Source organism: Actinacidiphila sp. bgisy167 (genome assembly GCF_057707665.1).
Map to the genome: position 1 here is coordinate 19,360 of NZ_JBYIQP010000058.1, position 25,359 is coordinate 44,718.

Here is a 25,359-nt window from a genome sequence, read left to right on the forward strand (position 1 = left end):
CGCCCACGGGCCCCATCCATAAGGAGGGGCACAGCCGGGTGAAGGAACTGTCAGTGGACGTGCGGATCCCCGCGCACGGACGCTGCGGACATGACCTCCACGACCGCTCCGGCGCTTTCGGCGCCCACCACCCGGCTGGCCCGCCTCGTCGACGAGGTGCGCGACGCCGTCGGGCGCGGCCTGGCACCCGGCCCCACGGCCCACCTGGTGGGGGAACGGCTCGCGCCGTACCTCGGCGCGCCCGACCTGCTGGCCGAACAGCACACCGAGGGCGACCCGGACCGCTACCGCCAGCACATCCTGCACGCCGAGGAGGACGGCAGCTTCTCCGTCGTCGCCCTGGTGTGGCTGCCGGGGCAGCGGACGTCCATCCACGACCACGTCTCCTGGTGCGTCACGGGTGTGCACCAGGGCCGCGAGCACGAGCGCCGCTACCGCCTCGTCCCCGACGGCGCCGGCTCCCGCCTCGTCCCCACCCGGGACGTCGTCAACGCCCAGGGCGAGGTCTGCGGTTTCGCGCCGCCCGGTGACATCCACGAGGTGTGGAACGGCGGCCCCGGCACGGCGATATCGCTGCACATCTACGGCGCCGACGTCTCCCGCCTGGGCTCCAGCGTGCGGCGCGTCTACCGGCTGCCGGTCGGCGAACCGTGAACCTCCGCACCCACGCCCCCGCCCCTGCCACGACCGCCCCTGCCACGACCGCCCCTGCCACGACCGCCCCCGCCCCTGCCGAGCCTTCCGCGGGACGCGGTGCGGGACGCCGCCGGGCCGTCGCGGCCGTGCTGCCCGGTGTGGCGGCCGCGGCCCTCGGCGCCGCCCTGGCGAGCGCGCTGCACGCACTGCTGCCCGCCGTGCCGGTGCCCACCACCGCCGTCGTCCTCGGCATCGCCGCCGCCAACCTGCCGGGCCTGCGTGCGCTCACGCGCGGACGGGGCCGGTCCGGGCTGACCTTCGCCGGGAAACGGCTGATGCGGGCCGGCATCGTCGTCCTCGGCCTGCAGTTGGGCCTGGACGACGTGCTCGGCCTCGGCTGGGCCACGGCCGCCATGGTGGTCTGCGTCGTGGCCGCCACCTTCTGGGGCACCCTCTGGCTCGGCCGCCGCATGGGACTGAGGGGGGACCAGCCGCTGCTGATCGCCACCGGCTACTCCATCTGCGGCGCCTCCGCCATCGGCGCGGTGAGCCAGGTCACCGGCAGCGACGAGGAGGACGTCGCCGCGTCCGTCGCCCTGGTCACGCTCTGCGGCACCCTGGCCATCGGCGTGCTGCCGCTGCTCCACCACCCGCTCGGTCTCGACGACATCCAGTTCGGCCGCTGGACCGGGGCCGGTGTGCACGACGTGGGCCAGGTCGTCGCGACGGCGCAGACCGCCGGCCCGGCCGCGCTCGCAGAGGCGGTGCTCGTCAAGCTGATGCGGGTCGCGCTGCTCGCGCCCCTGGTCGCCTCGGTCGCCTACGCCCTGCGCCGCAGGCGGCGCGCAGCCTCCGGCGCCGCGAAGCCCGACGCCGCCGCGGGGCGCACTCCATTGCTGCCGCTGTTCGTCGTCGGCTTCCTGGTGATGATCGCCGTACGCAGCACGGGAATTCTGCCGGCCGGCGTCCTCGAGGGCGCGGAGCGGCTGCAGCAACTGCTGCTGGCCATGGCCATGGTGGGGCTCGGCAGCATGGTGAACCTGCGCGCCCTGGCGCGCACCGGTCCGCGGGTGGCCGCCGTCGGCCTGGTCTCCTGGACCCTCATCGCCACGGTCTCCTACGCCGGTGTGCTCCTCACCGGCTGACGAAGCGCCCATGTGCCCGGCGCCCGCCGGGGACAGCCTCTAGGGTGATCGCATGCCGACACCGCAGACCGAGCCCGACGACGTCCTGCTGCCCGAGACCCGCCGAGCCCTGCTGCACCGCGTCGCGGTCGCCCAGTCCCGCAGCCGCACCCCCTCCCTCGTGGCGGCCGTCGTACGGGACGGCGTCGCCGTGTGGACCGGGGCGCGCTCCTGCGTGGACGGGCACGCCCCCGACGGCGACACCCAGTACCGGATCGGCTCCATCACCAAGACCTTTGTGGCCGTGTTGGTGATGCGGCTGCGCGACGCGGGGCGCCTCGGGCTGGACGACCCCGTCGAGAAGCACATCGGCGCCTCACCCGCCGACGGGGTCACCGTGCGCCACCTCCTCTCCCACACCGCGGGCCTCGCCGCGGAGACCCCGGGCCCCTGGTGGGAGCGCACGCCCGGCGGCCTGCGTCCCGAGACCGCCGACCTGCTCGGCGAGCGGCCGCGGCTGCACCCCGCCGGCGAACGGCACCACTACTCCAATCCCGGCTTCGCCCTGCTCGGCGCCCTCGTCGAGGCCCTCCACGACGGAGCGCCCTGGGACGAGGTGCTGAACGCCGAGGTCCTCGAACCCCTGGGGATGACCCGTACGACGCGCCGCCCGCGGGCCCCGCACGCCGGCGGCTGGGCCGTCCACCCGCACGCCGAGCTGATGATGGCGGAGGTCGTGCAGGAGACGGGTCTGATGTCCCCGGCGGGCGAACTGTGGTCGACCGCCGACGACTTGTGCCGTTGGGCCGCCTTCCTCGCCGCGGGCGACGAGCGCGTCCTGGCGCCCGCGACGCTGGAGGAGATGCGCCGGCCGGCCGCGCCGGGCGGCGACCAGGGCCTCGGTCTGCAGCTGATGCAGGCGCCGGGCGACCGGTTGCTGGTGGGTCACGGCGGATCCATGCCCGGTTTCGTGGCCGGGCTGTGGTGCGACGTCGCCGAGGGCCTCGGCGCGGTCGTCCTCGCCAACTCCACCACCGGCGCAGCGACCACCGCGATCGCCGCCGACCTGCTGCGCATCGTGGCCGAACGCGAGCCCCGCGTCCCCGAGCCCTGGCGGCCCGTCTCCGACCCCGACCCGGAACTGCTCGCCCTCACCGGGGCCTGGTACTGGGGCTCCGCCCCGCACGTACTGCGGCTGCGTGCGGGCCGCGACCTGGAGCTGACCGCCCTCTCGGGAACCGCCCGCGGCGCCCGCTTCCGCGCGGAGCAGGACGGCACCTGGACGGGCCTGGACGGCTACTACGACGGCGAGACCCTCCGCGTCGTGCGCACCCCCGACGGCGCCGTCAGCCACCTCGACCTGGGCTCCTTCGTCCTCACCCGCGCCCCCTACGACCCGGCGGCCCCCGTCCCCGGCGGGGTCGACCCCGCGGGCTGGACCTCCCCGCTCGGCTAGGTTGTCCTGCCGGTCACGTGACCACTCGCTGTCCGGGTCGTGAGGCGGACGTGAGGCTGGGGTCGGCGGTTGCCGGTCGGAGTATGCCGGTGGCGGTGGTGACCTGGTCGGCGGCGGCCTGCAGCAGGACGGTGAAGCTGATCCGCTCCATGGCCAGTCAGGGCCGGGTGGTCACCGCGTCGGCCGCGGCACGGATGAGCGCCTGGTAGGTCGCCAGGAGCGCGTAGGCCTCCTGGTCCAGGCCCGGGCCGCTGCGTGAGCGCAGGACCCACCATCGAGCATGGTCGCCTTGATCGAGAAGTAGGTGGTCTCCACCTGCCATCGGCGGTGGTAGCGCTCGACGAGTTCGCGGGCGGGGTAGCGCTCGTGGTCGAGCAGGCTGGTGACCAGCCTCCACGGCTCGCACCGGGTGGTGCCGTCGGCGAGGGTGACGGTGATCCATGCTTCGATCACGTGCATGGGCAGCGGCCGGTAGCCCGTTCCGCCCCGGTCTCCTCCAGTACCGCGTCCACCAGCGCGAAGTCCACGATCTGGGTCGGCTCGCCCAGATGCCCGGGGCGCGTGGACACCCGCGGCTGTCTCGATGGTGCCAGAGGTCCCGTTCCTCGTCAGCAGTGGCTTGGCGAACCGGCGGACAAACAAGTGCAACAGTGTTGTAGTATTTCGCCGTCATGACCGCCACTGCTGTGGGCGACGGACACCTGCCGGAAGGCCCATTGCGGTTTCGTGACCTGGAACGCACCTGTGACGGTCACATCTTCCCAGCGGATGCCGCCCCCGCCTCGGAGTGGTGGCGGGGGATTTCCTGTGGAAGTGCGTCCAGTGCGAGGTAAGTTGTGAAATTTGTGAACACTAGATTCTGGCGAGGGCGTCGGAGAAGCGTGATCATAGCGCTGATCGCGGCGTTCGCCATGACCCTTGCGGCGGGAACCGAGGCCTTTGCGAATGAGCCCGGAGAGAGCAATTCATGGGCCGGGGAAACGCAGAACAGGTCACCCATCCAATCACGCGACACCATGGCCGAGGCGAATGGGTACAGCGGTTTGGTGCAAATATGGCGCGGATGGGACAACAACATAGTCTGGCTCAGCGTCAACCATCTCAGGGCATTCAGTTTCTCGAACGCAGACGGCTCCGCGCCCTTGACGGGTGTCGCGCCTCGAGTGATCAACTCCAACGGCTGGTACTACGCGTTCTACACCTCCACGTCAGGGCGGATCTACTGGAGTCGTGCCCAGGACAATGGAACAGCTCCCTCAACCGGCATAGCCTGGTCGAACTGGCAGGTACTGGCCGGCCAGACAACGCATCAGTCCGTGTCGCTCGCTTCGGTGCCCTATGTGGGAATGATGATGGTGTACCGCGGCGCATCCGATCAGCGGATGTGGTCCAGTTGGCTCCCCATCAACTCGGTCAACTGGAACAACGCCCGTCAATTGGAAGCCCAAGAGGACTATGACGGTTTGTCCTATCAGAGCATATGGGCGCCGACCGTGACATACAACGAGGTCAACAATTACCTTTACGTTGCTTACGCGGAACCCAACGGTGAAGTCCAGCTGCTGCGCCAGCCGATTGGGCACAGTGACTGGTTCTACGCTGACAGCCTCGACGGCGACGCGGACGCGTCCCCAGTGGTCGCGGCGACCAGTACGGGAAATATGCTCGTGGCCGCCAGAGCAGCCGACAACAGCATCTGGATGAATCGGCTGGAGCGCAACGGCATCGCGTTCCATTCCACGGGCTGGCAGCAGGAAAGCCAGCACTGGCATTCCCTGGTTGCGCCCTTCCTCTCGGTCGCGGGTGCCGTCGCAATCATGCTCCTCACGGGGGAGAACGACGGTGCGGTGTGGTGGAAGCAGGCCTACAACGGAAGCTGACCGGACGGCCTCCGTTGTGCTTCGCTTACCGGTCGGAGGCCTTTGAGGTCTGAAGGGGCCCCGACGATGATGCGCTGCACCACATCATTGTCGGGGCCGTCTAAGCGATATACCGGGGCTTGATCCGGCGCACGTGGGGCCGACCCGACAGCCCGAGTGTCTCGACCACGATGCGCGGCGCAGTAAGCCGCCGAGCCACGCCGCGGAATCGGGCGGCCGAGCCACGTCAGGCCGACACGTCGTCAGGCGGACAGGGCGTCAGGCGGACAGGGCGTCAGGTCGGGGGAACTCGCGGCCGAGCGCGGCGAAGACGGCCGCGTTGTGGGCGAAGGCGCGCCGGCACTCCTCGACGACACGCTGCTTCTCGGACTCGTCGACCGGGAGGGCGTCCAGCAGGCGCCGGTACTCGCGCTTGAACGCCGCCGGGTCGCCGATCGCCTCGAAGACGTAGAAGCGCACACCGTCGCCCTTGCGGGCGAAGCCCCAGGTCCGTTCCGCGACGCTGCGGACGACCTGGCCGCCGGAGAGGTCGCCGAGGTAGCGGGTGTAGTGGTGGGCTACGTAGCCCGCCGGCCACGCGCGGGCGGTCTCGGTGATGCGGGCCGCGTAGGCGAGGGTCTCGGGCAGGGCGACGGCGTCCGCGCCAGCCGGGGGCGAGCAGGTGGTCGAGGTCGCGTTCCAGGGCGCGGACGCGCATCAGCTCGGGCCGCAGGAAGGGCGCGGCCACCCGGTCGCCGGACAGTCGCACGGCGGCGTCCTCCAGCGCCCGGTAGACGAACCAGAGCTGCTCGGTGTAGCGCGCGTACGCCGCAACCGGCAGGCGGCCGCCGAGCAGGTCGCCGATGAACGCCGAGGTCTCCGCCTCGGTGTGCCGGTCGTGGCTGGCGGCGCGGAGGACGGCCGAGAACGGCGCGGTCGCGGAGGCGCGGGCTGACCTCAAGGGAATCCTCCTGCGTCGGGCGGCAGGAACGTCGGGACGAAGGCGGTCGGAGTCGACGGCTTGCCGACGAGGTGTCGGGAAAGCCAGGCTAACGCCGGTGCCCGCCGGGCGCGGGAAGTGCTTCGGCTCACGGGTGACGGTGCTCACGGCCCTCCGGCGCCCGTCCGGCGCTCGCCGCCACCGCCGCCAGCAGCGGCGACGATGAATATCGTCCTGTCTGGCAGCTTGGATACCCTATGGCACTTTAGTCGCGTTGGTCCCTTTATGTGTTGTGCGGCAAAGGTAAAGGATTCCCCACCAGGGGGACCCCGCGTGCCACCGGGACGTGAACGAGGCGCAGGATGGTTTCCGCCATCCGTGGATTCCGCCAACGCCCTTTGTCTCGTTACGTAGGGTGGGGCCAGGCTGCACGGGCGAGGAAAGGGGCTCGATGGTCACCAAAGGCAGGTTGTCCGGCTGGCTGCGCCGCAGAGCGGGGGAGCGAGGCGCCGGAGTGGACGGGGCCGCGGTCCGCGCGGCCGCCGGCGGCCGGAACGGGGACGATCTGCGCCGGGACGAGCTCCTGCAGGAAGCCGCGGGCGCGGGCCTGCCGCTGGCGCCGGCCGCCCATCCCTCGCCCGTCTCCGGTTACCGCTGCTCCTGCGACCGGATCGGCTGCCCCACCCCGGGCACCCACCCTGTCTCCTTCGCCTGGCAGACCCAGGCCACCACCGACCCCGAGCAGGTCAGGCGCTGGCTGCGCACGCACCCGCTGGCCAACTTCATCACCGCGACCGGCATCGCCCACGATGTCCTGGACGTACCCGCCGAGGCGGGCCGGATCGCGTTGCAGCGGCTGGCCTCCGAGGGCCACGCGGTCGGGCCCGTCGCGGTCTCCGACGAGCGGATGCTGTTCTTCACCGCCACCCGCGCCACGGCCGACGAGGACGAGTGGTGGCCCTGCGAGCTGGACTGCCATCCCGAGACCCTCGACGAGCACCCGGGCCTGCGCTGGCACTGCCGGGCCAGCTATGTGCTGCTGCCGCCCTCGCGGCTGCCCTCGGGCGGCATCGTCGCGTGGGTCGCCGGCCACGGCCCGGACCGGGCGCTGCCCGACCCGCTGCCGCTGCTCGGGGTGCTGACCGACGCCTGCGCCCAGGTCGAGCCGGAACCCGAGACGGCCGGCTGGCTGCACTGACGCCCGGCCCGGGCGGCACCGGCCGGCGCCGCCCTGTACCCGGGGGCACGACGCGCCGCCCCGTCACTCTCCGCGTGCGGCGACCAGACCGATGGTGCGGGCCAGGAAGACGACCCGGCCGTCGCCGTCCTTCTCCGGCGGGACGAGCACGGCCTGGCGGGCGACCCGGCCCAAGGTGACCGACGACTGCATGGTGCCGGTCATCAGGGCCCTGGTGTAGGCGTCGATCTGCGGCGCGACGCCGGCCCGCAGCATGGTGATCTTCGCGGTGTGGTGCGTGACGAAGAAGACCAGCGCGCCGCCGCCCTTGGTGCGCAGTCCCAGTGGGGCGAAGTCGCCCTCCGTGGCGGGTTGGTCGGCGAACTGGGTGGCCGACTGGGCGGTACGGGCGCTCTTCGCCCGGCCTGCGACCAGCTCCGAGGTCGACGCCCCGGGAGCGAACACGGAGGTGTCCTTCGCGTCGCCCTTGGCCAGGTAGTCGGTGTAGGCGCGGCCCAGCCCGGCGGGATCCACCGCCAGCCCCGAGTCCTCGGCCGCCACCGGCTCCACGTACCCCTGCGCGTCACGGGTGAACTCCGGAACGGCGGAGGCCCGGACGGCGGCGACGTACGAGACCTGCCACGCCTCGCGTGCTCCGCCCCGTTCGAAGACCATCAGCCAGCGGTTCGTACCGGGGCCCGACCCGCCCGTCCGCGGCGCGACATCGGCCACGAACCACTTGGGCCAGCCCACCTGGCGGGGTATCAGAAAGCGTGGGTCGTTCAGGCTCAGCGGCTTGAAGTCGCGGTTGCCGCCCGGCTCGACGGCATGGCGGGCTCGCAGCCCGGCCACGTCGACGGCGGCGAGGGGGCCGGACTCGACGGTGGCGATCAGCCTCGCGTCGAAGCCCTTGTTCGCCTTGTTGTTGACCTCGGTGAAGCGGTCCAGCGCCTCGGCGGCCTCAGCCTTCGTCACCGAGGGGATGAGCGCCCGCTCCCCGTGCACCGTCACGCACCCGGTCAGCGGTGCCGCCGTCAGCGTCAACAGGACGAGCGCTGGCAGGAATCGCGACCTGCGGGTCATCGGACGTCGGCTCCTTCGGGGCTGCGGCGGACGGCTTCACGGCCGGCGCGGTAACCCTACCGGGGCGGAGGAACAGGCACATCGTGGGCGCGAGATACAGCGCCCAGACCGTGACCTGCAGCCAGGTCGGGTCCGGCTGGAAGTTGAACACGCCCTTCAGCAGCGTCCCGTACCAGGAGTCGGCCGGCACCGTGCCGCTGACGTCGAAGGCCGTCGCCTGCAGCCCCGGCAGCCAGGAGGCCTCCTGCAGGTCGTGGAAGCCGTAGCCGAGCACGCCCGCCGCCACGACGACCAGCATGGCGCCGGTCCAGGTGAAGAACCTGCCGAGGTTGATGTGCAGCGCGCCCCGGTAGAAGAGCCAGCCCAGCACCACCGCGGTCAGCAGCCCGAGCACGGCGCCGGCCAGCGGGCGCACACCGTCGTCGGTGGCCTGTACCGCCGTCCAGACGAACAGCGAGGTCTCCAGCCCCTCTCGCCCCACGGCGAGGAAGGAGGTGACGACCAGCGCTCCGGTGCCCATGGCGATGGCCGCGTCCAGCTTCCCGTGGAGCTCGGCCTTCAGATGGCGGGCGGTGCGCCGCATCCAGAAGACCATCCACGTCACCAGGCCGACCGCGACGATCGACAGCGAACCGCCCAGCGCCTCCTGCGCCTGGAAGGTGAGCGTGGAGGAGCCGAACTGCAGGGCGGCGCCGAAGGCCATGCTCACCAGGACGGCGGCGCCCACGCCCAGCCAGACCGGCGGCAGTTTCTCCCTGCGGCCGGTCTTCACCAGGTACGCGACCAGGATGCAGACGACCAGGCTGGCCTCCAGGCCCTCCCGGAGCCCGATCAGGTAGTTGGCGAACACCGCGGTCATCTCCCTTCAGTTGGTCTGGAAGAGCGCGCGGCCCCACCAGTCGTCCTCGTCGCGGACGCCCGGCGGCACGGCGTAGACGGCCGAACCCACGTGCTGGATGTACTCGTTGAGCGAGTCGTGCTTCGCCAGCCGCATCTGCAGCGGCACGAAGCCGTCCCGGACGTCGCGCTGGTAGGCGATGAAGAACAGCCCGGCGTCCAGGCGGCCCAGGCCGTCGGTGCCGTCGGTGAAGGAGTAGCCGCGGCGCAGGATCGTCACCCCGCTGTTGTCCGGGTGGGCCAGGCGGACGTGCGCGTCCGGGAGCATCGCCGAGAAGTCCGGTGCGTCGTGCTCGCGCTGCCTGCCGATCGGGGCGCCCTCGCCCTTCGTCCGCCCGAAGACCTCCTCCTGCTCCCGCAGAGAGGTGCGGTCCCAGGTCTCGATGTGCATCCGGATGCGGCGGGCGACCAGGTACGAGCCGCCGGCCATCCACGCCGGGCCGTCCTTCGGGGACACCCACACGTGCTTGTCCTGCGTGGCGCGGTCGGAGCCCGCGACGTTGTTCGTGCCGTCCTTGAAGCCCATCAGGTTGCGCGGCGTCTGCTCCTCGGGCGTGGTCGAGGAGGTCTTGCCGAAGCCGAGTTGCGACCAGCGGATCGCGACCTTGCCGAAGCCGATCCGGGCCAGGTTGCGGATCGCGTGCACCGCCACCTGCGGGTCGTCGGCGCAGGCCTGGATGCACAGGTCGCCGCCGCTGCGGTTCGGGTCGAGGGCGTCGCCGGGGAACTTGGGCAGCTCCACCAGCGCCTCGGGGCGGCGCGCCTTGAGCCCGAAGCGGTCGGCGCCGTCCTTCGCGGCGAACAGGGAGGGGCCGAAGCCGATGGTGAGGGTGAGCCGGGCGGCCGGCAGGCCCAGGGCCTCACCGGTGTCGTCCGGAGGGGCCTCGGCGAGGCCGCCGACCGCGCCCTCGCCCACAGGCCGGCCCTGCGTCATCTTGCGGGCGGCGTCGGTCCACTCCTTGAGGAGCTCGACCAGCTCCTCGCGGTCCTCGGTGGTGACGTCGAAGGACGCGAAGTGGAGCCGGTCCTGCACCGGGGTCGTGATGCCGGCCTGGTTCTCCCCGTGGAAGGCGATGGCGCTGCCCGCGGCGCCCGCGAGGCGCGCGTCGCCCCCGGAGCGGACCGCCGCCACGGCGCCGCCGGCGGCGGCCGCGGCGACGACGCCGGCACCGGTCCACCCGAGCACCCTGCGACGCGAGGTGACGGTCTCTTCGGCCATGGTCCCGCTGCTCCCCCCGGTCACTTCGCGACGGCCGCGGCGAGCTTCGACAGCGGCTCGGCGAGCGCGTTGACCGCGTCCGAGAGCTTCTTGCGCTGGTCCTTGCCGACCGTGTCGTAGGAGACGAACTCCGCCTGGCTGCCGCTCTTGCGGTAGGTGTCGAGCAGCGCCGTCAGAGCCGGGAACTGCTTGTCCAGCTCGGCGGTGAGCGCCGGGTCGTTCTCGGCGGCGACCGGCTTCAGCAGCTCGTACGCCTTCAGGGCGCCTTCGACGTTGGCCTGGAAGTCGGACAGGTCAGTGTGGGAGTAGCGGTCCTCCTCACCGGTGATCTTGCCGGTGGCGACCTCGTCCAGCAGCTCCTTGGCGCCGTTGGCCATGCTGGTGGCGGTGATGTCGGCCGTGCCGACCCGGGTCTGCCAGTCCTTCAGGTCGGAGACCAGCTGGTCGGCGAGGGCGCCCTCCTCGGGCCCCGCCTTCTTCTCCTGCCACAGGGACTTCTCCAGCCGGTGCCAGCCGGTCCACTTCTGGCCGTCCTCCAGGCCGTCCTCGCGGGTGTCGGTCAGCGGGTCGATGTCGCCGAAGGACTCCGCCACCGGCTCGGTGCGCTCCCAGCCGACCCGGGAGGGTGCGAAGAGCGACTGGGCCTTCGCCACGTCGCCGGCCTTGACCGCGTCGGCGAACCGCTGGACCACGGGGATGGTCTGGTCGGCCTGCTCCTGGACGTACCGGCGGTAGGAGGCCACCGCGGCGTCCAGGCGCGGGTCGCTCTTGGCGGCGCCCTTGCCGGTGACGGTGATCTTCTGGCGGATGCCGTCGCCCTTCATACCGGGCTTGCAGGCGATCTGGTACGTCCCGGGCTTGATCTCGGCGGTGACGGTGACCTTGGTGCCGGGGCCGATGTTCTCCCGCTCGGTCACGATCCGGTCGCTGGGGGTGTAGACGTACACCTCGGTGACCTTGGAGCCCTCGTTCTCGACAGCCAGCCGCACGTGCCCGGCCGGGAAGCTGGCCGGGGAGACCTTGCACGCGGTGTCCGAGGCGACCACCTTGATCGCGTCGGAGGCCTCGCCCTCCGCCTTCTGCGCGCACCCCGTGACGGCGGTGACGGCGACCACGATGCCGGCGGCGGCTACGGCGGACATGCGGGAGGCGGACATGCGGTCTCCAGGCGGCTCAGGGAAAGCTTAGGCAAGCCTTTCCTTCGAAAGGCTTGCCTAACCTATCCGAGGCGCCCGGCGCCTTCTTCTGTTTTTCGTAAAGACCGATTAATGAAAAGGTCAAGGCGCGGTCAGGACCTCCGCGCCGGTGTCCGTCACCACCAGCGTGTGCTCGAACTGCGCCGTTCGCTTGCGGTCCTTCGTGACGACCGTCCAGCCGTCGTCCCAGATCTCGTACTCGTGGGTGCCCAGGGTCAGCATCGGCTCGATGGTGAAGGTCATCCCCGGCCGCATCACCGTGGTGGCGCGGGGGTCGTCGTAGTGGGGGATGATCAGGCCGGAGTGGAAGGCGGTGTTGATCCCGTGGCCCGTGAAGTCGCGCACGACGCCGTAACCGAACCGCTTGGCGTAGGACTCGATGACCCGGCCGATCACGTTGATCTGCCGTCCGGGCTTGACCGCCTTGATGGCGCGACTCAGGGATTCCCGGGTGCGTTCCACCAACAGCCTTGATTCCTCGGCGACTTCACCGACGAGATAGGTGGCGTTGGTGTCTCCGTGCACCCCGTGGATATAGGCGGTCACGTCGAGGTTGACGATGTCGCCGTCGCGGAGCTCGGTGGAGTCGGGGATGCCGTGGCAGATGACTTCGTTGATGGAGGAGCACAGCGACTTGGGGAAGCCCCGGTACCCGAGGTCCGAGGGGTAGGCCCGGTGGTCGCACATGTACTCGTGCGCGATGCGGTCGAGTTCGTCGGTCGTGACCCCGGGGGCGATCGCCTTCGCCGCCTCCTCCATGGCCCGTGCGGCGATCCGCGAGGCGATCCGCATCTTCTCGATCGTCTCCGTGGACTGCACCTCGGGGCCGTCGTACGGCCGCGGCGCCGGCCGGCCCACGTACTCGGGACGCGGGATCGAGGCGGGTACGGGACGGGTGGGGGAGAGCTTGCCGGGAACCAGGACAGACATGTCAGCGAGTGTATCGGCGGCCGGTCGGGCAGCATGGCGGCAGGACGTCGTACGAGGAGGGACGATGGCGCTGTTCAGGAGAGTCCGCAAACCCGCGGGGAAGCCCGGCGAGTGGTTCTACTGCATCGAGCACCACAAGGTCGAGGAGGGGCCCGAGTGCCCCGCCAAGGACCGCATGGGGCCGTACCCGAGCCGCGTGGACGCGGAGCGGGCCATGCAGACGGCCGCCGAGCGGAACCTTCAATGGGAGAACGACCCGCGGTGGAAGGACCGGGTGCAGGACGACGGGGAGGACTGACCCGCCCCGGAGGCCGGGTGCACGATGGAAGGGTGAAGCTCGGTCTGGCCGGCGACACCATGCTCGGCCGCTCGGTCGCCGCGCGGCTGGCCGAGGCCCCTGCGGAGGCGCTGTTCTCCGACGAGGTCGTGGCCGTCGCGCGGGAGGCGGACCTTTTCGTGCTCAATCTGGAGTGCGCGATCTCCGACCGCGGGCAACCCTGGCCCGACCCGTTGAAGCCCTTCTTCTTCCGCGCCCCTCCGGTCGCCGTGCGCGCCCTGACGCACCTGGGCGTGAGCTGCGTCAACCTGGCCAACAACCACGCCCTGGACTACGGCCGGACGGCGTTGCTGGACACCCTCGACCACCTTGCCGGCGCCGGGATAGCCGCCGTGGGCGCCGGACCGGACGAGAGCGCGGCGCGCGCCCCGGCACTGCTCGGCCACACGGGAGGCGCGGCTGGTTCCCCGGCCCTCGGCGTGCTCGGCTTCACCGACCACCCCCCGGAGTACGCCGCGGGCCCCGACCGCCCCGGGGTCGCCTACGCCGATCTGGCCGGCGGCGTGCCGCGCCGGCTCACCGACGCCGTCGCGAGCCTGCGCGAGCGGACCCCGGCGGTGCTGGTCACCCCGCACTGGGGGCCCAACATGACCACCGGCCCCTCCCGCGGCGTCCGGGACGCGGCGGCGGCGCTGCGCGCGGCCGGCGCCACCCTCGTGGCGGGCACCTCCGCGCACGTCTTCCACGGCGTGGCGGACGGAGTGCTCTACGACCTCGGCGACTTCGTCGACGACTACGCGACCGACGCGCGGCTGCGCAACGACCGCGGGCTCCTCTTCCTCGTCACCCTCGACCTGGCCGGTGGGAGGGCCGTGCGGGTGGAGGGGGTGCCGATCGCCCTTGACTTCTGCCGTACGCGGCTGGCGGATCGAGTCGAACGGGCGTGGATCGCGCGGCGGTTCCGGCGGGCGTGTGCGGTGTTCGGGCAGCGGGTCGCGGAGGAGGGCGGGCGGTTGGTCGTGCGCTGGGACGGGACGGCGGCGGCCGAGGGCTCTTGACGGGGGCACGACAGTCCGCTTCAATCCGCGATGAAAGGTCCAGACCACCGGTCGGACGCTTCGCGCAGCGCAGCCCCCCGCCCCCCACAGGGAGGTCACGTGCTCTTCCGTCGTCATGTCCCCCGCACCCGAGCGCCCCGCACCCGAGCGCGCAGATCCCGCTTCCTCGCGGGTGTCACCGCCGCCTTCCTCGCCGCCGCGGGCAGCCTGATCGCCTTACCCGGCACCGCCCAGGCCGCCAACCTCCTGACCAACCCGGGCTTCGAGAGCGGCAGCCTCTCCGGCTGGTCCTGTTCCGGCGGATCGGTCGTCAGCAGCCCCGTCCACAGCGGCACCAGGGCACTCGCCGGCGCGGTCAGCAGCAGCGACACCGCCCAGTGCACCCAGACCGTCTCCGTGCAGCCGAACACCGCGTACACGCTCTCCGGCTGGGTGCGCGGCGCGTACGTCTACCTCGGCGTCACCGGCGGCCCGTCCACCTGGACCCCGTCCGCCGCCGCCTACACCCAGCTGACCGTCCCCTTCACCACCGGCGCGTCGCAGACCAGCGTCCAGATCTATGTCCACGGCTGGTACGCGCAAGGCGCCTACAACGCCGACGACATCAGCCTGGACGGTCCGGGCGGCGGAGGCGGCCCGGGCGGGGACACCCAGGCACCCAGCGCGCCCGGCGGCCTCACCTCCACCGGCAAGACCGCCTCCAGCGTCTCGCTGTCCTGGAACGCCGCCACCGACAACACCGGTGTGACCGGCTACGACGTCTACCGCGGCAGCACCTTGGCCACCACCGTGACCGGCACCTCCGCCACCGTCACCGGACTGGCCGCGAACACGTCGTACACCTTCACCGTCAGGGCCCGCGACGCCGCGGGCAACACCTCGGCAGCCTCCAACGCGGTGACTGTCACCACCAGCGCGGGCGGCGGCGGCGGGGGCACCGGCTTCAAGCAGGCCGCGCCCTATCTCTTCCTCGGCTGGGGCGACCCGCCGAGCCCGGCCACGGTGATGAACGCCACCGGCGTCAAGTGGTTCACGATGGCCTTCATCCTCTCCTCCGGCGGCTGCAACCCCGCCTGGGACGGCTCCCGTCCGCTGACCGGCGGCACCGACCAGTCGACCATCAACGCCATCCGGGCCGCCGGCGGCGACATCGTCCCGTCCATCGGCGGTTGGAGCGGCAACAAGCTCGGGCCCAACTGCTCCACGCCCGAGGCGCTCGCCGGCGCGTACCAGAAGGTGATCAACGCCTACGGCCTCAAGGCGATCGACGTCGACATCGAGAACACCGACGAGTTCGAGAACGCGGCCGTCCAGGACCGCATCCTGAACGCCCTGAAGATCGTCAAGCAGAACAACCCGGGCATCCGCACGATCGTCACCTTCGGCACCTCGAGGACCGGCCCGGACGACTCGGGCAACCGCCTCATCGAGCGGGCCGCGGCGCTCGGCGCGGACATCGACGTCTTCACGATCATGCCGTTCAACTTCGGCGGGGGCGCCGACATGTACGGCAACACCGTGAACGCCGCCGAAGGCCTCAAGGCCAAGCTGAAGTCCGCCTTCGGCTGGGACGACGCCACCGCCTACGCCCACCTCGGCATCTCCGGCATGAACGGGCTGAGCGACCAGCAGGAGAACACCACCCCGGCCATCTGGACCCAGATCCGGGACTGGGCCAACTCCCACCACATCGCCCGGCTCGCCTACTGGGCCGTCAACCGCGACCGCCCGTGCCCCGGCGGCGGCGTGACCAGCAACTGCTCCGGCATCAGCCAGAGCACCTGGCAGTTCACCTCGATCACCGCCGGCTTCACCGGCTGATCCGCGACCAGACCCTCCCCACGGGTCAGGCGGCGGGGGACGCCACGTCCTCCGCCGCCTCGCGCATGCGCAGGGCGTGCTCGTCGGTCCGGGCGTCGTACGCCATCAGCGTCGGCAGGCACGCGGCCAGTGCCCCGACCGCCGCCACACACGCCAGCCCGCCCGTCCACACCGAAGTGCGCAGACCCAGCAGCGCCGCCGAGCCGCCCGCCCGCACCTGGCCGACCTGCGGGCCGAGGGTGAAGGAGAGCAACTCGATGCCGGCCAGCCGCCCGCGCAGCGCGTCGGGGATCGTCTGGTTCCACATCGTGGCCCGGAAGACGCCGCTGACCATGTCGAACGCCCCCGCCAGCGCCAGGAAGGCCAGCACCGCCCACACGTTGCGGGACCAGCCGGCCGCCGCCATGCACAGCCCGAAGCCCGCCGCGGCCAGCACGATGGCCCGTCCGTGCCGGTGCACGCGCGACGACCAGCCGCCGGTGAGGCTCGTCAGCAGCGCACCGGCCGGCAGGGCCGCGTACATCAGGCCGAGCGACCAGGGCGCGCCCAACTCGTCCGCCAGGAAGGGGAAGACGGCGATCGGGAACGCCAGCCCGGTCGCGGCGAGGTCCACCGCGTAGGTGCCGAGCAGTTCCTTGCGGCTCCACGCGTAGCGCGCGCCCTCCGCGATCGAGTGCAGCGAGGGGCGCTTCGCGTCGTGCGCGGGCGGCGAGGGCCGCAGCCCGAGGCCGAGGACGACGGAGACGGCGAAGGTGAGCGCGTCGATGGCGTACGCCCACCGCAGTCCGGCGTACGCGATCAGCACGCCCGCCAGCGAGGGCGCGGCGATCGCGCCGATCTGCCAGCGCAGCGCGTTCAAGGAGGCCGCCGCGGTCAGGTGCTCGTGCGGGACGACGCGCGGCACGATCGCGTCCAGGGCCGGCCGCCGGAGTCCGCCCAGCGCGCTGGTCAGCGCGGCGACCACATACAGCGGCCAGATCACCGGCCGCGGCAGCAGGGCGTTGACGAGCAGCACGGCCGACAGCACCCCGAGCGCCGCCTCCGTCCACACGATGAGCTTGCGCCGGTCCAGGGCGTCCGCGAGCGCCCCGCCGTAGAGACCGCAGACGATCAGCGGCACCAGTTCGACGGCGCCGAGCGCGCCGACCGCGAGGGTGGAGCCGGTCAGCTCCTTGACCTGGACCGGCACGGCCACGAAGGTCAGGAAGCTGCCGAAGTTGGTGATCAGGCCGGCGCACCACATCAGGCGGAAGTCGCGCGAGGCCCGCCACGGTGCGAGGTCGGGAAGGAGTCTGGGCACGAGGCCGCATGCTCGGGGCGCGAAGCCGTCGGCGCAAACGGTTTTCCCCGGGCCCGGGTCCCGTGCCCTGAGAGCCCGCACGCCCGTCCGCAACTCGCCCGTCCGTCCACGCAGCTCAGCCCCGCAGCGCAGCGCCGGCCTCCCGCCGGTCCCCCCGCGCGCCCGTCCGCCCGCGCACCCGTCCCTCCGTGTGGCCGGGCGGTCCGGCGGCGACCGAGGACGGCTCCGCTACCAGCCGGCCTGAGGCGGCGACACCAACTGCTCGGCGAGCCGCGCGAGCCCGGGCAACCGGTCCCGCAGCCGCAGCCGGCGTCCGGCCGCCGCGCTGACCAGGTGCTGCAGCACGTCCATGCCGACCTCGGCGGGCTCCGGCGGCACGGTGAGCGCGTCGTGGGCCAGCCCGCGCAGCTCCGGGTCGCCCGCGTCCATCGCCAGCACCGTCGCGCCGGAGCGCCGGGCGTCGTCCACCCGCTCCAGCAGCCCGGCCTCGGCGCGCTGCGGCGTGACCACCAGCACCGTCTCGCCCCTGCGCGCCGCCTCGAGGCGGGCCGTACCGACCGCGAGGTGCGGGGGCGCGCCCGGCGGCACATGGTGCCGTACCAGCGTCGGCGACAGCTCCGGCAGCCCGCTCCAGGCGGCCTCCTCGTCAAGGTGGGCCGCCATGTGCCAGGGCTCGTACTCCCCGCTGCCGACGAGCAGCAACCCGCCCGCCGGTCCCCGGCGGACGGCACCGCGCAGCGATCCGGCGAAGGAGCGGGTCAGCTCCGGCCACCCGCTGCCGGCCAGCAGTTCGCGGACGACCTCCACCCGTGCGGCATCCATGCGCCCATCCTCGCCGACCGCGCTCCCGCCCCGCCCCGCTTCGGGTCTCGCTCACTCGAAGGGGGTCGGCTTTTGCCCGCGGTCGGGCGTGGGGCTCCGCTTCCCGCTCCTCCGCGACCCGCCGCCGCACGGCGGCCCGGCCGCGCCCGGGATCTGCGCCCGCGGTGCGCGGCGGGTGCCGCGGCGACCGCGGGTGGACGGGCGAGTCTCCACCCGCCCGTCATCCGCCGTGGCCGGGCCGCATCTGCGAGACGTCCGGGGGCCGCACGGCTCCGCCGCTCTCCGACGAGGCGGTCCGCGAGGTGTCCGCGGCCCCGGGACGGCGGGCAGACCACGCCCGGGGGCACCCTGCCCGCGGTCGGCGGCGCGGGGCGAGACGGATCGAGGCGAGGTGCGCCCGCTAGGGCCGTGGAGGCGTCACACCAGGCGGCGGCAGCGGCGAAGCCGCCGCGGCACGGGCTCCATCGGAGTGCGCGGCGCGCCTGCTGTGCGCCGCGGCGGTCACGCCGGACCTCGCGGGGGATGGGCCGTGCGGAACCGCTCACACCGGCCGGGCGGGCCGGGCGCCGCCCCCGCCTGGCAGGATCGCGGTATGACTGTTGACAGTGGCAATGAGACCCCCGCCCCGAAAGCCCCGGCGAAGGACCCCTGGCAGCTGCCCGACGTGTCGGGCCTCGTCGTCGGCGTCCTCGGTGGCACCGGCCCGCAGGGCCGGGGCCTGGCGTACCGGTTCGCCAAGGCCAGCCAGCGGGTGATCATCGGCTCGCGCGCGGCGGACCGCGCCCAGGCCACGGCCGACCGGCTCGGCCTCGGGGTGCAGGGCGCCGACAACGCGGAGACCGCCCGCCGCAGCGACGTCGTCATCGTCGCCGTCCCGTGGGAGGGCCACGGCGCGACCCTGGAGTCCCTGCGCGAGGAACTCGCCGGCAAGCTCGTGGTGGACTGCGTCAACCCGCTCGGCTTCGACAAGCAGGGCGCGTACGCCCTGAGGCCGGAGGAGGGCAGCGCCGCCCAGCAGGCCGCCGCGCTGCTGCCGGATTCCCGCGTCACCGCCGCCTTCCACCACCTGTCCGCGGTGACGCTCGAGGACCCGGAGATCGACTCCATCGACACCGACGTCCTCGTCCTCGGCGACAGCCGCGCCGACACCGACCTGGTCCAGGCGCTCGCCGCGCGCATCCCCGGCATCCGCGGCGTCTTCGCCGGGCGGCTGCGGAACGCGCACCAGGTGGAGGCGCTGGTCGCCAACCTGATCTCGGTCAACCGCCGCTACAAGGCCCACGCCGGTCTGCGGGTGACCGACGTATAGGGGCCGCGAGCCAGGGGCCGCGAGGGCATGGGGGACAATGGCCGGGTTCGTGACCGATCCGACAGGAGCCGCCCCCATGCCCCGCCTCGCCCTCTACGCGCTCGTCCTGTGCGCGCTCGCCGTGGCCGCCGCCGTCGTCTCCTTCGTGCAGGGCAGTTGGCTCGGTGTCTTCTGGCTCCTGATCGCGGGCCTCACCAGCAACATGTGCTGGTACTACGTGCGCAAGGCGAAGGCGGAGCGCGAGTCCGACCGGGAGCGCGTCACTGGCTGAGCGGGTCACCGTTCCAGAACTGGAAGTAGGCGTGGCCCAGGCCCGACAGCCCGTCCGGGATCCCGAAGGCCCCCGTCACGGAGTCGATGAAGCCGAAGAAGGCGGCATTGACCTCGGGGATCCACAGCACGCCGAAGACGGCCAGCAGCCCGAACTGCCCGAACGGCTCCAGCTGCCGCCGCGTCCGGTACGAGAGCCACGGCTCGATCACGCCGTAGCCGTCCAGGCCCGGCACCGGCAGCAGGTTCAGGATCGCCGCCGTGACCTGCAGCATCGCCAGGAACGCCAGCGCGGACGAGAAGGGCGCGTGGGCGAGGTCGAGGGGGACGACGCCGAAGGTGAAGGGCAGCATCAGGGCGATCGCGAACAGCACGTTGGTCAGCGGCCCCGCGGCCGAGATGAGGCTGTGCTTCCAGCGGCCGTCGATCCTGCCGCGCTCGATGAAAACGGCGCCGCCGGGCAGGCCGATGCCGCCCAGGATCACGAAGATCACCGGCAGCACGATGCTCAGCAGCGCGTGCGTGTACTTCAGCGGGTTCAGGGTCAGGTAGCCCTTGGCGCCGATCGAGATGTCGCCGCCGTGCAGGGCGGTGCGGGCGTGCGCGTACTCGTGCAGGCACAGGGAGACGACCCAGCCTGACACGACGAAGAGGAAGACGGCGAAGCCGGGGCTGTTGGAGAAGCCCGTCCACACCCCCCACCCCGAGACGGCCATGATCGCGACCAGGCCCAGGAAGATGGGACTGATCTGCCGTTCGCTGCGGGCGGCTGCGGTGGTCATCGGGTGGGCTCCTGCGGAGGCGGTGCGTCAACGGTCGTGGTGCTGGCCGCCCGATCATGCCATTCGGCTGCCGCCGGGCACACCCACGGCGGGGTAACGCTCCGCGAACGCCTGACGTTCCTCGCGAGCGCCCCCGCGTTGCGACCCGTCATCGGTCGGGCCGCGCCCGCTGCGCCGGAGGCGGCGGCGGGGGCACTGGGAAGCCACGGAGACGGGCCCGAGCCCGGGGCCCGGGGCGAACAGGGGATCCTGCGGGGGAAGAGGTTCGCCGTGCCGGCGGCGCTCTGCGTCGTGGCGCTCGGCACACTGACCGGATGCACCGTGCCGGCGGCGGCGGGGGTCACCGGCATCGCCGTGAGCGAGGACGGCACGCCCTCGCGGGTGATGCCGGTCTGCCACGACCGCATCGACGGGGCCACGCTCTACGCCCCCGACGACGGAGACGCCACCGAGCCGTTGGCACAGTTCCGCGCGGACGCCTGCAGGGGCGTATGACCGGTTCCGCGCCCGCTGCGCCGGAGTGGCCCGGTGCGGCCGCCCGCCTGCGAACGGCGCGGGCGGCGAGCTCTGACAACCCGGGGGCGGCGCTGAAGGCGCCTCGGACAGAATGGGGGCGTGCGCTACGGCATTCTCGGGACGACCCAGGCCCATCACGACGACGGCACCGTCGTGCCTCTGGCCGGCCCGCGGCTGAGGGCGCTGCTCGCCGCGCTGGCGCTGCGCCCGGGCCGGGTGCGGACCACCGAGGCGCTGATCGGCGAGGTGTGGGCGGACGAACCGCCCGCCGACGCCACCGGCGCGCTGCAGGCGCTGGTCGCCCGGTTGCGGCGGGCGGTCGGGCATGAGGCGGTCGGCTCGGCGGACGGCGGCTACCGCCTGGTCGTGGCGCCGGACGCCGTGGACCTGTACCGCTTCGAGCGGCTGGTGGACGACGGCGGCCGGACGCTCGCCGACGGCGACGCCGCCAAGGCCGCCGAGGCCCTGGACTCCGGGCTCGCGCTGTGGCGCGGCCCGGTGCTGGCCGACCTCCCGGACCGCGCGTCCGTCGCGCCCCGCTACGACGCGCTGCGGCTGGACGCCGAGCGGCTGCTGATCACCGCTCAGGTGGCGCTCGGCCGCGCGGAGCAGGCGCTGCCGCGGGCTGTGGAGCTGGCCGCGGCCCATCCGCTGAACGAGGCGGTGCAGGTGCTGCGGCTGCGTGCGCTGCGCGAGGCGGGCCGGGGCGCCGACGCGCTGGCGGCGTACGAGGAGGTCCGGCGCGAGCTCGCGGAGACGCTGGGCGCCGACCCCGGCCCCGAACTGCGCTCTCTCCATGCCGAGTTGCTGCGCCCCTCCGCCGATGCCCCAGAGCCGGCCCCGGCGCCCGCACCGGCACCCGTACCGGCCCCGGCGCCCGCCGCCGCGCCGCGGCGCGGCAACGCGCGGGCCCGGCTGACCAGCTTCGTCGGCCGTGAGACGGACCTGTCCGCGATCGCCGCGGATCTGGCGGCCGCGCGGCTGGTCACCGTCACCGGCCCCGGCGGCACCGGCAAGACCCGCCTGGCGCAGGAGGCCGGCGACCTGGTCGCCGGGCGGTGGCCGGACGGGGTCTGGTTCGCGGAGCTGGCGCCCGTGGAGGACCCGCGCACCGTGGCCGTCGCCGTGGTGAACGCGCTGGGTCTGCGCGAGACGCTGCTGCACCCGGCCTCGGCGACCGAGGCGGCGCTGACCGCCGAGGCGAAGGCCGCGGCGAAGGACCCGCTGCTGCAGCTCACGGAGTACTGCGCGGACCGCCGCATGCTGCTCGTCCTGGACAACTGCGAGCATGTGATCGGCGCCGCCGCCGAGCTCGCGGAACGGCTGCTCGTGCACTGCCCCGGCGTGGCGGTGCTGGCCACCAGCCGCGAGCCGCTCGGGGTGCCCGGCGAGCTGATCCGTCCCCTGGACCCGCTGCCGCGCACCCCGGCCCTGCGTCTGCTCGCCGACCGCGGCGCGTCGGCCCGGCCGGGATTCACCCCGGAGGAGGACCCGGAGGCCTGCGCGGAGCTGTGCCGCAGGCTCGACGGACTGCCGCTCGCCATCGAACTGGCCGCGGCCCGCCTGCGGATGATGACGCCTCGCCAGCTCGCGGACCGGCTCGACGACCGCTTCCGCATCCTCACCGCGGGCAGCCGCACGGTGCTGCCCCGCCAGCAGACGCTGCGCGCGGTCGTCGACTGGAGCTGGGGCCTGCTCAGCGAGGCCGAGCGGATCGTGCTGCGCCGCTTCGCCGTCTTCGCCGGCGGCTGGGACCTCGCCGCCGCCGAGGCGGTGTGCGGCGGGGACGGCGACGCCGTGGACGCCCGCGACGTCGCCTCCGTCCTGGCCTCGCTCGTCGACAAGTCGCTGGTCGTCGCCGACCTCACCGAGGACGGCGCCCGCTACCGCATGCTGGAGACCATCGGCGAGTACGCCGCCGAACGCCTCGACGAGGCAGGCGAGCGCGCCGCCGTGGGGCGCCGCCACACCGCGTACTTCCGCGAGTACGTCCGCACCGCCGACCCCGAGCTGCGCGGGCCGCGCCAACTGCGGTGGCTGGAGCGGCTGGAGCGCGAGCACGACAACCTGCGGGCGGCGATCCGCCGGGCGGTGGACACCGGGGACGAGCAGGAGGCGCTCTGCCTGGTGCTGTCCTGCGGCTGGTTCTGGGAGATGCGCGACTACCGCAGTGAGATGGCCCACTGGCCCGCGGTGGTGGCCGGGATGAGCCCGGTGGACGCCTTCGCCGAACCGCTGCGGCTGCCGCCGCTGGACCGCGGGCCGCTGGACGACCCGCTGCCGATGAGCCCGCAGCAGCTCACCGAGGCGCGGCGCTGGGTGCGCACCGCCGAGCTGTTCGCGTACATGGGCGAGCGCGACGTGTGGAACGACCCGGAGCTGGTTCCGCTGGGCGAGGCGATCATCGAGGCCTATCCGCCGGAGCTGCCGCAGTCCAGCCTCAGGCCTGGCCTCTTCCGCATGCTCGGCGCCATGCTGACCGGGCGCTTCGACCTCATGTCCGAGCTCGTCGACGACACGGTCGACAGCTGCCGACGGCACGGCCGCGTGTGGGAGCTGGCGTTCGCGCTGCAGTTCCGCGCCAAGGTGATGAACGACGTGGCCGACCGGCTCGAGGCCTCCATGGAGGACATCCGCGAGGCCCGCGAGCTGTTCGGCAGGGTCGGCGACGACTGGGGCATGGCCGAGGCGCTGGCGGCGGAGGCGGAGGCGACCGCCAACGCGGGCGACTGGGACCGTGCCGCGGCGAGCTGCCGCGAGGCCATCGCCCTCGCCCGCACCCTCGGCGCCCACCAGCATGTGCCCATCATGAAGGTCCGCCTGGGCGACGCCCTCGCCAACGGCGGCGACCTCGTGGAGGGCGAGCGGCTGATCCGCGAGGGGGTGGCGGAGTCCGGGGCCTTCCGGCCTGCGGGCGACGACGCCGGGTACTACGGCAAGGTGCTGCTGATCGCCCTGCTGGCCCGGCGCGGGGATCTGGACGAGGCCTTCGAGCTGCTGGACGCCATGCAGGCCGACCCGCCGCGCGGGATGCCCTCGTTCATCGTCAGGCTGCTCTCCGCGATCCGCGGCTGGCTCACCGGCATGGCCGGCGATCCGTACGGCGGGCTGCGCCACCTCGTCGAGGCCGTCGCCTCCCTGGAGGGAGACCCGCTCACCCCGGTCATCGGGCCGCGCGTGGGGGTGCTGCTCTTCACGCCGGGCGTCGCGCTCTTCACCGGTGTCGCCGGGCTGCGAAGCGGCGACGACGTCCGCGCTCCGGCGCGCCGCGCCGCGGTGCTCATGGGCGCGCACGACGCGCTGCGGCAGACCGCCACCACCCCGTGGGAGCGCACGAGCCTGGAGGAGGACGCGGTACGGCTGCGCGGCCATTTGGGAGAGGAGGAGTTCGCCGCCGCCTACCGCGAGGGCGCGGCGCTGGCCTTCCCCGAGGCGGCCGAGCTGCTGCGCGAGCCCGTCTGACGCCCGGCCCCGGGCTCGCCCGGGGCCGCCGCCGACTCTCCGAGCACTTCGTTCGGCGTCGCCGAGATGCGATCACGGCCCGGCAGGGGTCCGATGGAGCTGGAGAGATCAAGAAAGGCGGATCACCCATGGCTCGCGCAGTCTGGAGCGGCGTACTGACCTTCGGCCTGGTGTCCGTGCCGGTGCAGCTCTTCACCGCGACCGAGAGCCATACGATCCGCTTCAACCAGATCCAGCGCGGGACCTCCGACCGCGTGCGCAACAAGCGGGTGAACGAGCGCACCGGCGAGGAGGTCCCCCTCGAGGAGATCGTCAAGGGCTTCGACATGGGGGACGAGTACGTGGTGGTCGAGCCCGAGGAGCTCGACGAGATCGCCCCTGGACGTTCCAAGGCCCTGGACATCACGGGCTTCGTCGACCTCGAGAAGGTCGACCCCATCTACTTCGACAGGAGCTACTACCTGGCGCCGCGCGGCCAGGAGTACGCCAAGGTCTACACCCTCCTGCACCAGGCGCTGGCCCGGTCCGGCAAGGTGGGGGTCGCCACCGTCGTCATGCGCAACCGCGAGTACCTCGTCGCCGTGAAGGCGGAGGAGGACGTCCTGGCGCTGCACACCCTGCACTGGGCCGACGAGGTCCGCGACCCGCGGCGCGAGGTCGGGAGCATCCCGGAGGCGCAGGACGTCGCCGACCGCGAGCTGCAGACGGCCGTGCAACTGGTCGACGCGCTGAGCATCGACTGGGACCCGCACGCCTACCACGACACGTACCAGGAGAAGGTCCGGGAACTGGTCGAGGCCAAGCGCTCCGGTGCGGTGGTGGAGAAGGGCGAGGCGCCGCCGTCGTCCACCAACGTCATCGACCTGATGGCGGCGCTGCAGGCCAGCGTGGACCGGGCCAAGTCCGCCAAGGGCGGGGCCGCGGAGGAGAAGAAGGCCGAGTCCGACGGTGGGCGGCCGCCCACCCAGTTGCGGAAGGCCGCCGAGAAGCGGCAGGCGACCCCTCAGGGCGGGAAGACGGAGAAGAGGACGGCGAAGGCCTCGAAGCTGGAGAGCCTGAGCAAGGCCGAACTCTACAAGCGGGCCTCGGAGGCCGACGTCCCCGGCCGGTCGACGATGACCCGGGAGGAACTGATCAAGGCCCTCTCGAAGGCCGGCACCGGCACCCGAGGACGGCGCAGGACCCGCGCCTCCTGACAGGCCCGGCCCCAGGCCCCCGGCCTTAA

The 25,359-nt window shown here is 72.8% G+C and carries 23 protein-coding genes and 1 pseudogene; 13 read left to right on the forward strand and 11 right to left on the reverse strand.

The genetic code is table 11. The features are described 5' to 3' along the window. Positions 1–90 precede the first annotated feature (90 nt). From AC3ET4_RS21130 to AC3ET4_RS21140, 3 genes are read left to right on the forward strand one after another with little or no spacing between them, the layout of a single operon-like run. Complete coding sequence (locus tag AC3ET4_RS21130) at positions 91–654, forward strand: cysteine dioxygenase family protein (RefSeq protein ID WP_431951678.1); 564 nt, start codon at positions 91–93, stop codon at positions 652–654. Next, on the forward strand, positions 651–1,781 hold the full coding sequence (locus tag AC3ET4_RS21135) for a YeiH family protein (RefSeq protein WP_431951680.1): 1,131 nt from the start codon (positions 651–653) through the stop codon (positions 1,779–1,781). Before AC3ET4_RS21130 ends, AC3ET4_RS21135 begins: the two co-directional genes overlap by 4 nt. Before the next feature lie 52 nt (positions 1,782–1,833). Beyond that, complete coding sequence (locus AC3ET4_RS21140) at positions 1,834–3,216, forward strand: serine hydrolase domain-containing protein (protein ID WP_431951682.1); 1,383 nt, start codon at positions 1,834–1,836, stop codon at positions 3,214–3,216. Between the two features lie 13 nt (positions 3,217–3,229). On the opposite strand, the gene AC3ET4_RS21145 is transcribed toward AC3ET4_RS21140, so the two are convergent. Both AC3ET4_RS21145 and AC3ET4_RS21150 read right to left on the reverse strand, forming a co-directional pair. Beyond that, positions 3,230–3,367, reverse strand: coding sequence for a hypothetical protein (locus tag AC3ET4_RS21145; protein ID WP_431951684.1), 138 nt, complete (start codon positions 3,365–3,367; stop codon positions 3,230–3,232). Between the two features lie 20 nt (positions 3,368–3,387). Further along, positions 3,388–3,675: a transposase gene (locus AC3ET4_RS21150; RefSeq protein ID WP_431951686.1), complete on the reverse strand. Its 288-nt coding sequence runs from the start codon at positions 3,673–3,675 to the stop codon at positions 3,388–3,390. A gap of 422 nt (positions 3,676–4,097) precedes the next feature. On the opposite strand from AC3ET4_RS21150, the gene AC3ET4_RS21155 reads away from it, so the two are divergent. Continuing rightward, entirely contained in the window at positions 4,098–5,096 is a 999-nt protein-coding gene (locus tag AC3ET4_RS21155; protein WP_431951688.1) for a hypothetical protein, read from the forward strand. A 258-nt stretch (positions 5,097–5,354) separates the two neighbouring features. On the opposite strand, the pseudogene AC3ET4_RS21160 reads toward AC3ET4_RS21155, so the two are convergent. Then, positions 5,355–6,036: pseudogene (locus AC3ET4_RS21160) on the reverse strand (biliverdin-producing heme oxygenase). A gap of 430 nt (positions 6,037–6,466) precedes the next feature. Between AC3ET4_RS21160 and AC3ET4_RS21165 the strand changes: the two are divergent. After that, positions 6,467–7,213: a bifunctional DNA primase/polymerase gene (locus AC3ET4_RS21165; RefSeq protein ID WP_431951690.1), complete on the forward strand. Its 747-nt coding sequence runs from the start codon at positions 6,467–6,469 to the stop codon at positions 7,211–7,213. Positions 7,214–7,276: 63 nt separating this feature from the next. Here the strand turns inward: AC3ET4_RS21165 and AC3ET4_RS21170 are convergent, their stop codons facing one another. The 5 genes from AC3ET4_RS21170 to map form a co-directional block, all read right to left on the reverse strand. Next, complete coding sequence (locus AC3ET4_RS21170; RefSeq protein WP_488175950.1) at positions 7,277–8,236, reverse strand: SCO2278 family lipoprotein; 960 nt, start codon at positions 8,234–8,236, stop codon at positions 7,277–7,279. Then, positions 8,154–9,125: an iron uptake transporter permease EfeU gene (efeU, locus tag AC3ET4_RS21175; RefSeq protein ID WP_431951720.1), complete on the reverse strand. Its 972-nt coding sequence runs from the start codon at positions 9,123–9,125 to the stop codon at positions 8,154–8,156. Before efeU ends, AC3ET4_RS21170 begins: the two co-directional genes overlap by 83 nt. Positions 9,126–9,140: 15 nt before the next feature. Beyond that, on the reverse strand, positions 9,141–10,391 hold the full coding sequence (efeB, locus tag AC3ET4_RS21180) for an iron uptake transporter deferrochelatase/peroxidase subunit (protein ID WP_431951694.1): 1,251 nt from the start codon (positions 10,389–10,391) through the stop codon (positions 9,141–9,143). Between the two features lie 20 nt (positions 10,392–10,411). Continuing rightward, complete coding sequence (gene efeO, locus AC3ET4_RS21185; RefSeq protein WP_431951696.1) at positions 10,412–11,548, reverse strand: iron uptake system protein EfeO; 1,137 nt, start codon at positions 11,546–11,548, stop codon at positions 10,412–10,414. A 120-nt stretch (positions 11,549–11,668) separates the two neighbouring features. Then, positions 11,669–12,517, reverse strand: a complete 849-nt coding sequence (gene map, locus AC3ET4_RS21190; protein ID WP_431951698.1) for a type I methionyl aminopeptidase — start codon at positions 12,515–12,517, stop codon at positions 11,669–11,671. A 64-nt stretch (positions 12,518–12,581) separates the two neighbouring features. Between map and AC3ET4_RS21195 the strand changes: the two genes are divergently transcribed. The 3 genes from AC3ET4_RS21195 (at position 12,582) to AC3ET4_RS21205 (ending at position 15,673) form a co-directional block, all read left to right on the forward strand. Beyond that, complete coding sequence (locus tag AC3ET4_RS21195) at positions 12,582–12,815, forward strand: hypothetical protein (RefSeq protein WP_431951700.1); 234 nt, start codon at positions 12,582–12,584, stop codon at positions 12,813–12,815. Positions 12,816–12,847: 32 nt separating this feature from the next. Further along, positions 12,848–13,852 carry a CapA family protein gene (locus AC3ET4_RS21200; RefSeq protein ID WP_431951702.1) on the forward strand — a complete coding sequence of 335 codons (1,005 nt, stop codon included), beginning with the start codon at positions 12,848–12,850 and terminating at the stop codon, positions 13,850–13,852. A gap of 99 nt (positions 13,853–13,951) precedes the next feature. Then, positions 13,952–15,673 carry a carbohydrate binding domain-containing protein gene (locus tag AC3ET4_RS21205; RefSeq protein ID WP_431951704.1) on the forward strand — a complete coding sequence of 574 codons (1,722 nt, stop codon included), beginning with the start codon at positions 13,952–13,954 and terminating at the stop codon, positions 15,671–15,673. A gap of 25 nt (positions 15,674–15,698) precedes the next feature. On the opposite strand, the gene AC3ET4_RS21210 is transcribed toward AC3ET4_RS21205, so the two are convergent. Beyond that, positions 15,699–16,916, reverse strand: coding sequence for an MFS transporter (locus tag AC3ET4_RS21210; protein WP_431951722.1), 1,218 nt, complete (start codon positions 16,914–16,916; stop codon positions 15,699–15,701). 285 nt (positions 16,917–17,201) lie between these two features. Beyond that, entirely contained in the window at positions 17,202–17,795 is a 594-nt protein-coding gene (locus tag AC3ET4_RS21215; RefSeq protein WP_431951706.1) for a hypothetical protein, read from the reverse strand. A gap of 592 nt (positions 17,796–18,387) precedes the next feature. Here AC3ET4_RS21215 and npdG point away from each other — a divergent pair. Together npdG and AC3ET4_RS21225 are read left to right on the forward strand one after the other, a co-directional pair. Beyond that, positions 18,388–19,104 carry an NADPH-dependent F420 reductase gene (gene npdG / locus AC3ET4_RS21220; protein WP_431951708.1) on the forward strand — a complete coding sequence of 239 codons (717 nt, stop codon included), beginning with the start codon at positions 18,388–18,390 and terminating at the stop codon, positions 19,102–19,104. 76 nt (positions 19,105–19,180) lie between these two features. Further along, positions 19,181–19,375, forward strand: a complete 195-nt coding sequence (locus tag AC3ET4_RS21225; RefSeq protein ID WP_431951724.1) for a hypothetical protein — start codon at positions 19,181–19,183, stop codon at positions 19,373–19,375. On the opposite strand, the gene AC3ET4_RS21230 is transcribed toward AC3ET4_RS21225, so the two are convergent. Further along, on the reverse strand, positions 19,365–20,156 hold the full coding sequence (locus AC3ET4_RS21230; protein WP_431951710.1) for a site-2 protease family protein: 792 nt from the start codon (positions 20,154–20,156) through the stop codon (positions 19,365–19,367). The two genes, AC3ET4_RS21225 and AC3ET4_RS21230, sit on opposite strands and share 11 nt — an antisense overlap. A 270-nt stretch (positions 20,157–20,426) precedes the next feature. On the opposite strand from AC3ET4_RS21230, the gene AC3ET4_RS21235 reads away from it, so the two are divergent. The 3 genes from AC3ET4_RS21235 to ku all read left to right on the forward strand — a co-directional run bounded on the left by AC3ET4_RS21235 (position 20,427) and on the right by ku (position 25,330). Beyond that, entirely contained in the window at positions 20,427–20,651 is a 225-nt protein-coding gene (locus AC3ET4_RS21235; protein WP_431951712.1) for a hypothetical protein, read from the forward strand. Between the two features lie 120 nt (positions 20,652–20,771). Further along, positions 20,772–24,134, forward strand: coding sequence for an ATP-binding protein (locus AC3ET4_RS21240; RefSeq protein ID WP_431951714.1), 3,363 nt, complete (start codon positions 20,772–20,774; stop codon positions 24,132–24,134). Positions 24,135–24,262: 128 nt separating this feature from the next. Next, positions 24,263–25,330 (forward strand): non-homologous end joining protein Ku, encoded by a 1,068-nt coding sequence (ku, locus tag AC3ET4_RS21245; RefSeq protein WP_431951716.1) that lies wholly within the window; start codon positions 24,263–24,265, stop codon positions 25,328–25,330. Positions 25,331–25,359 lie beyond the last annotated feature (29 nt).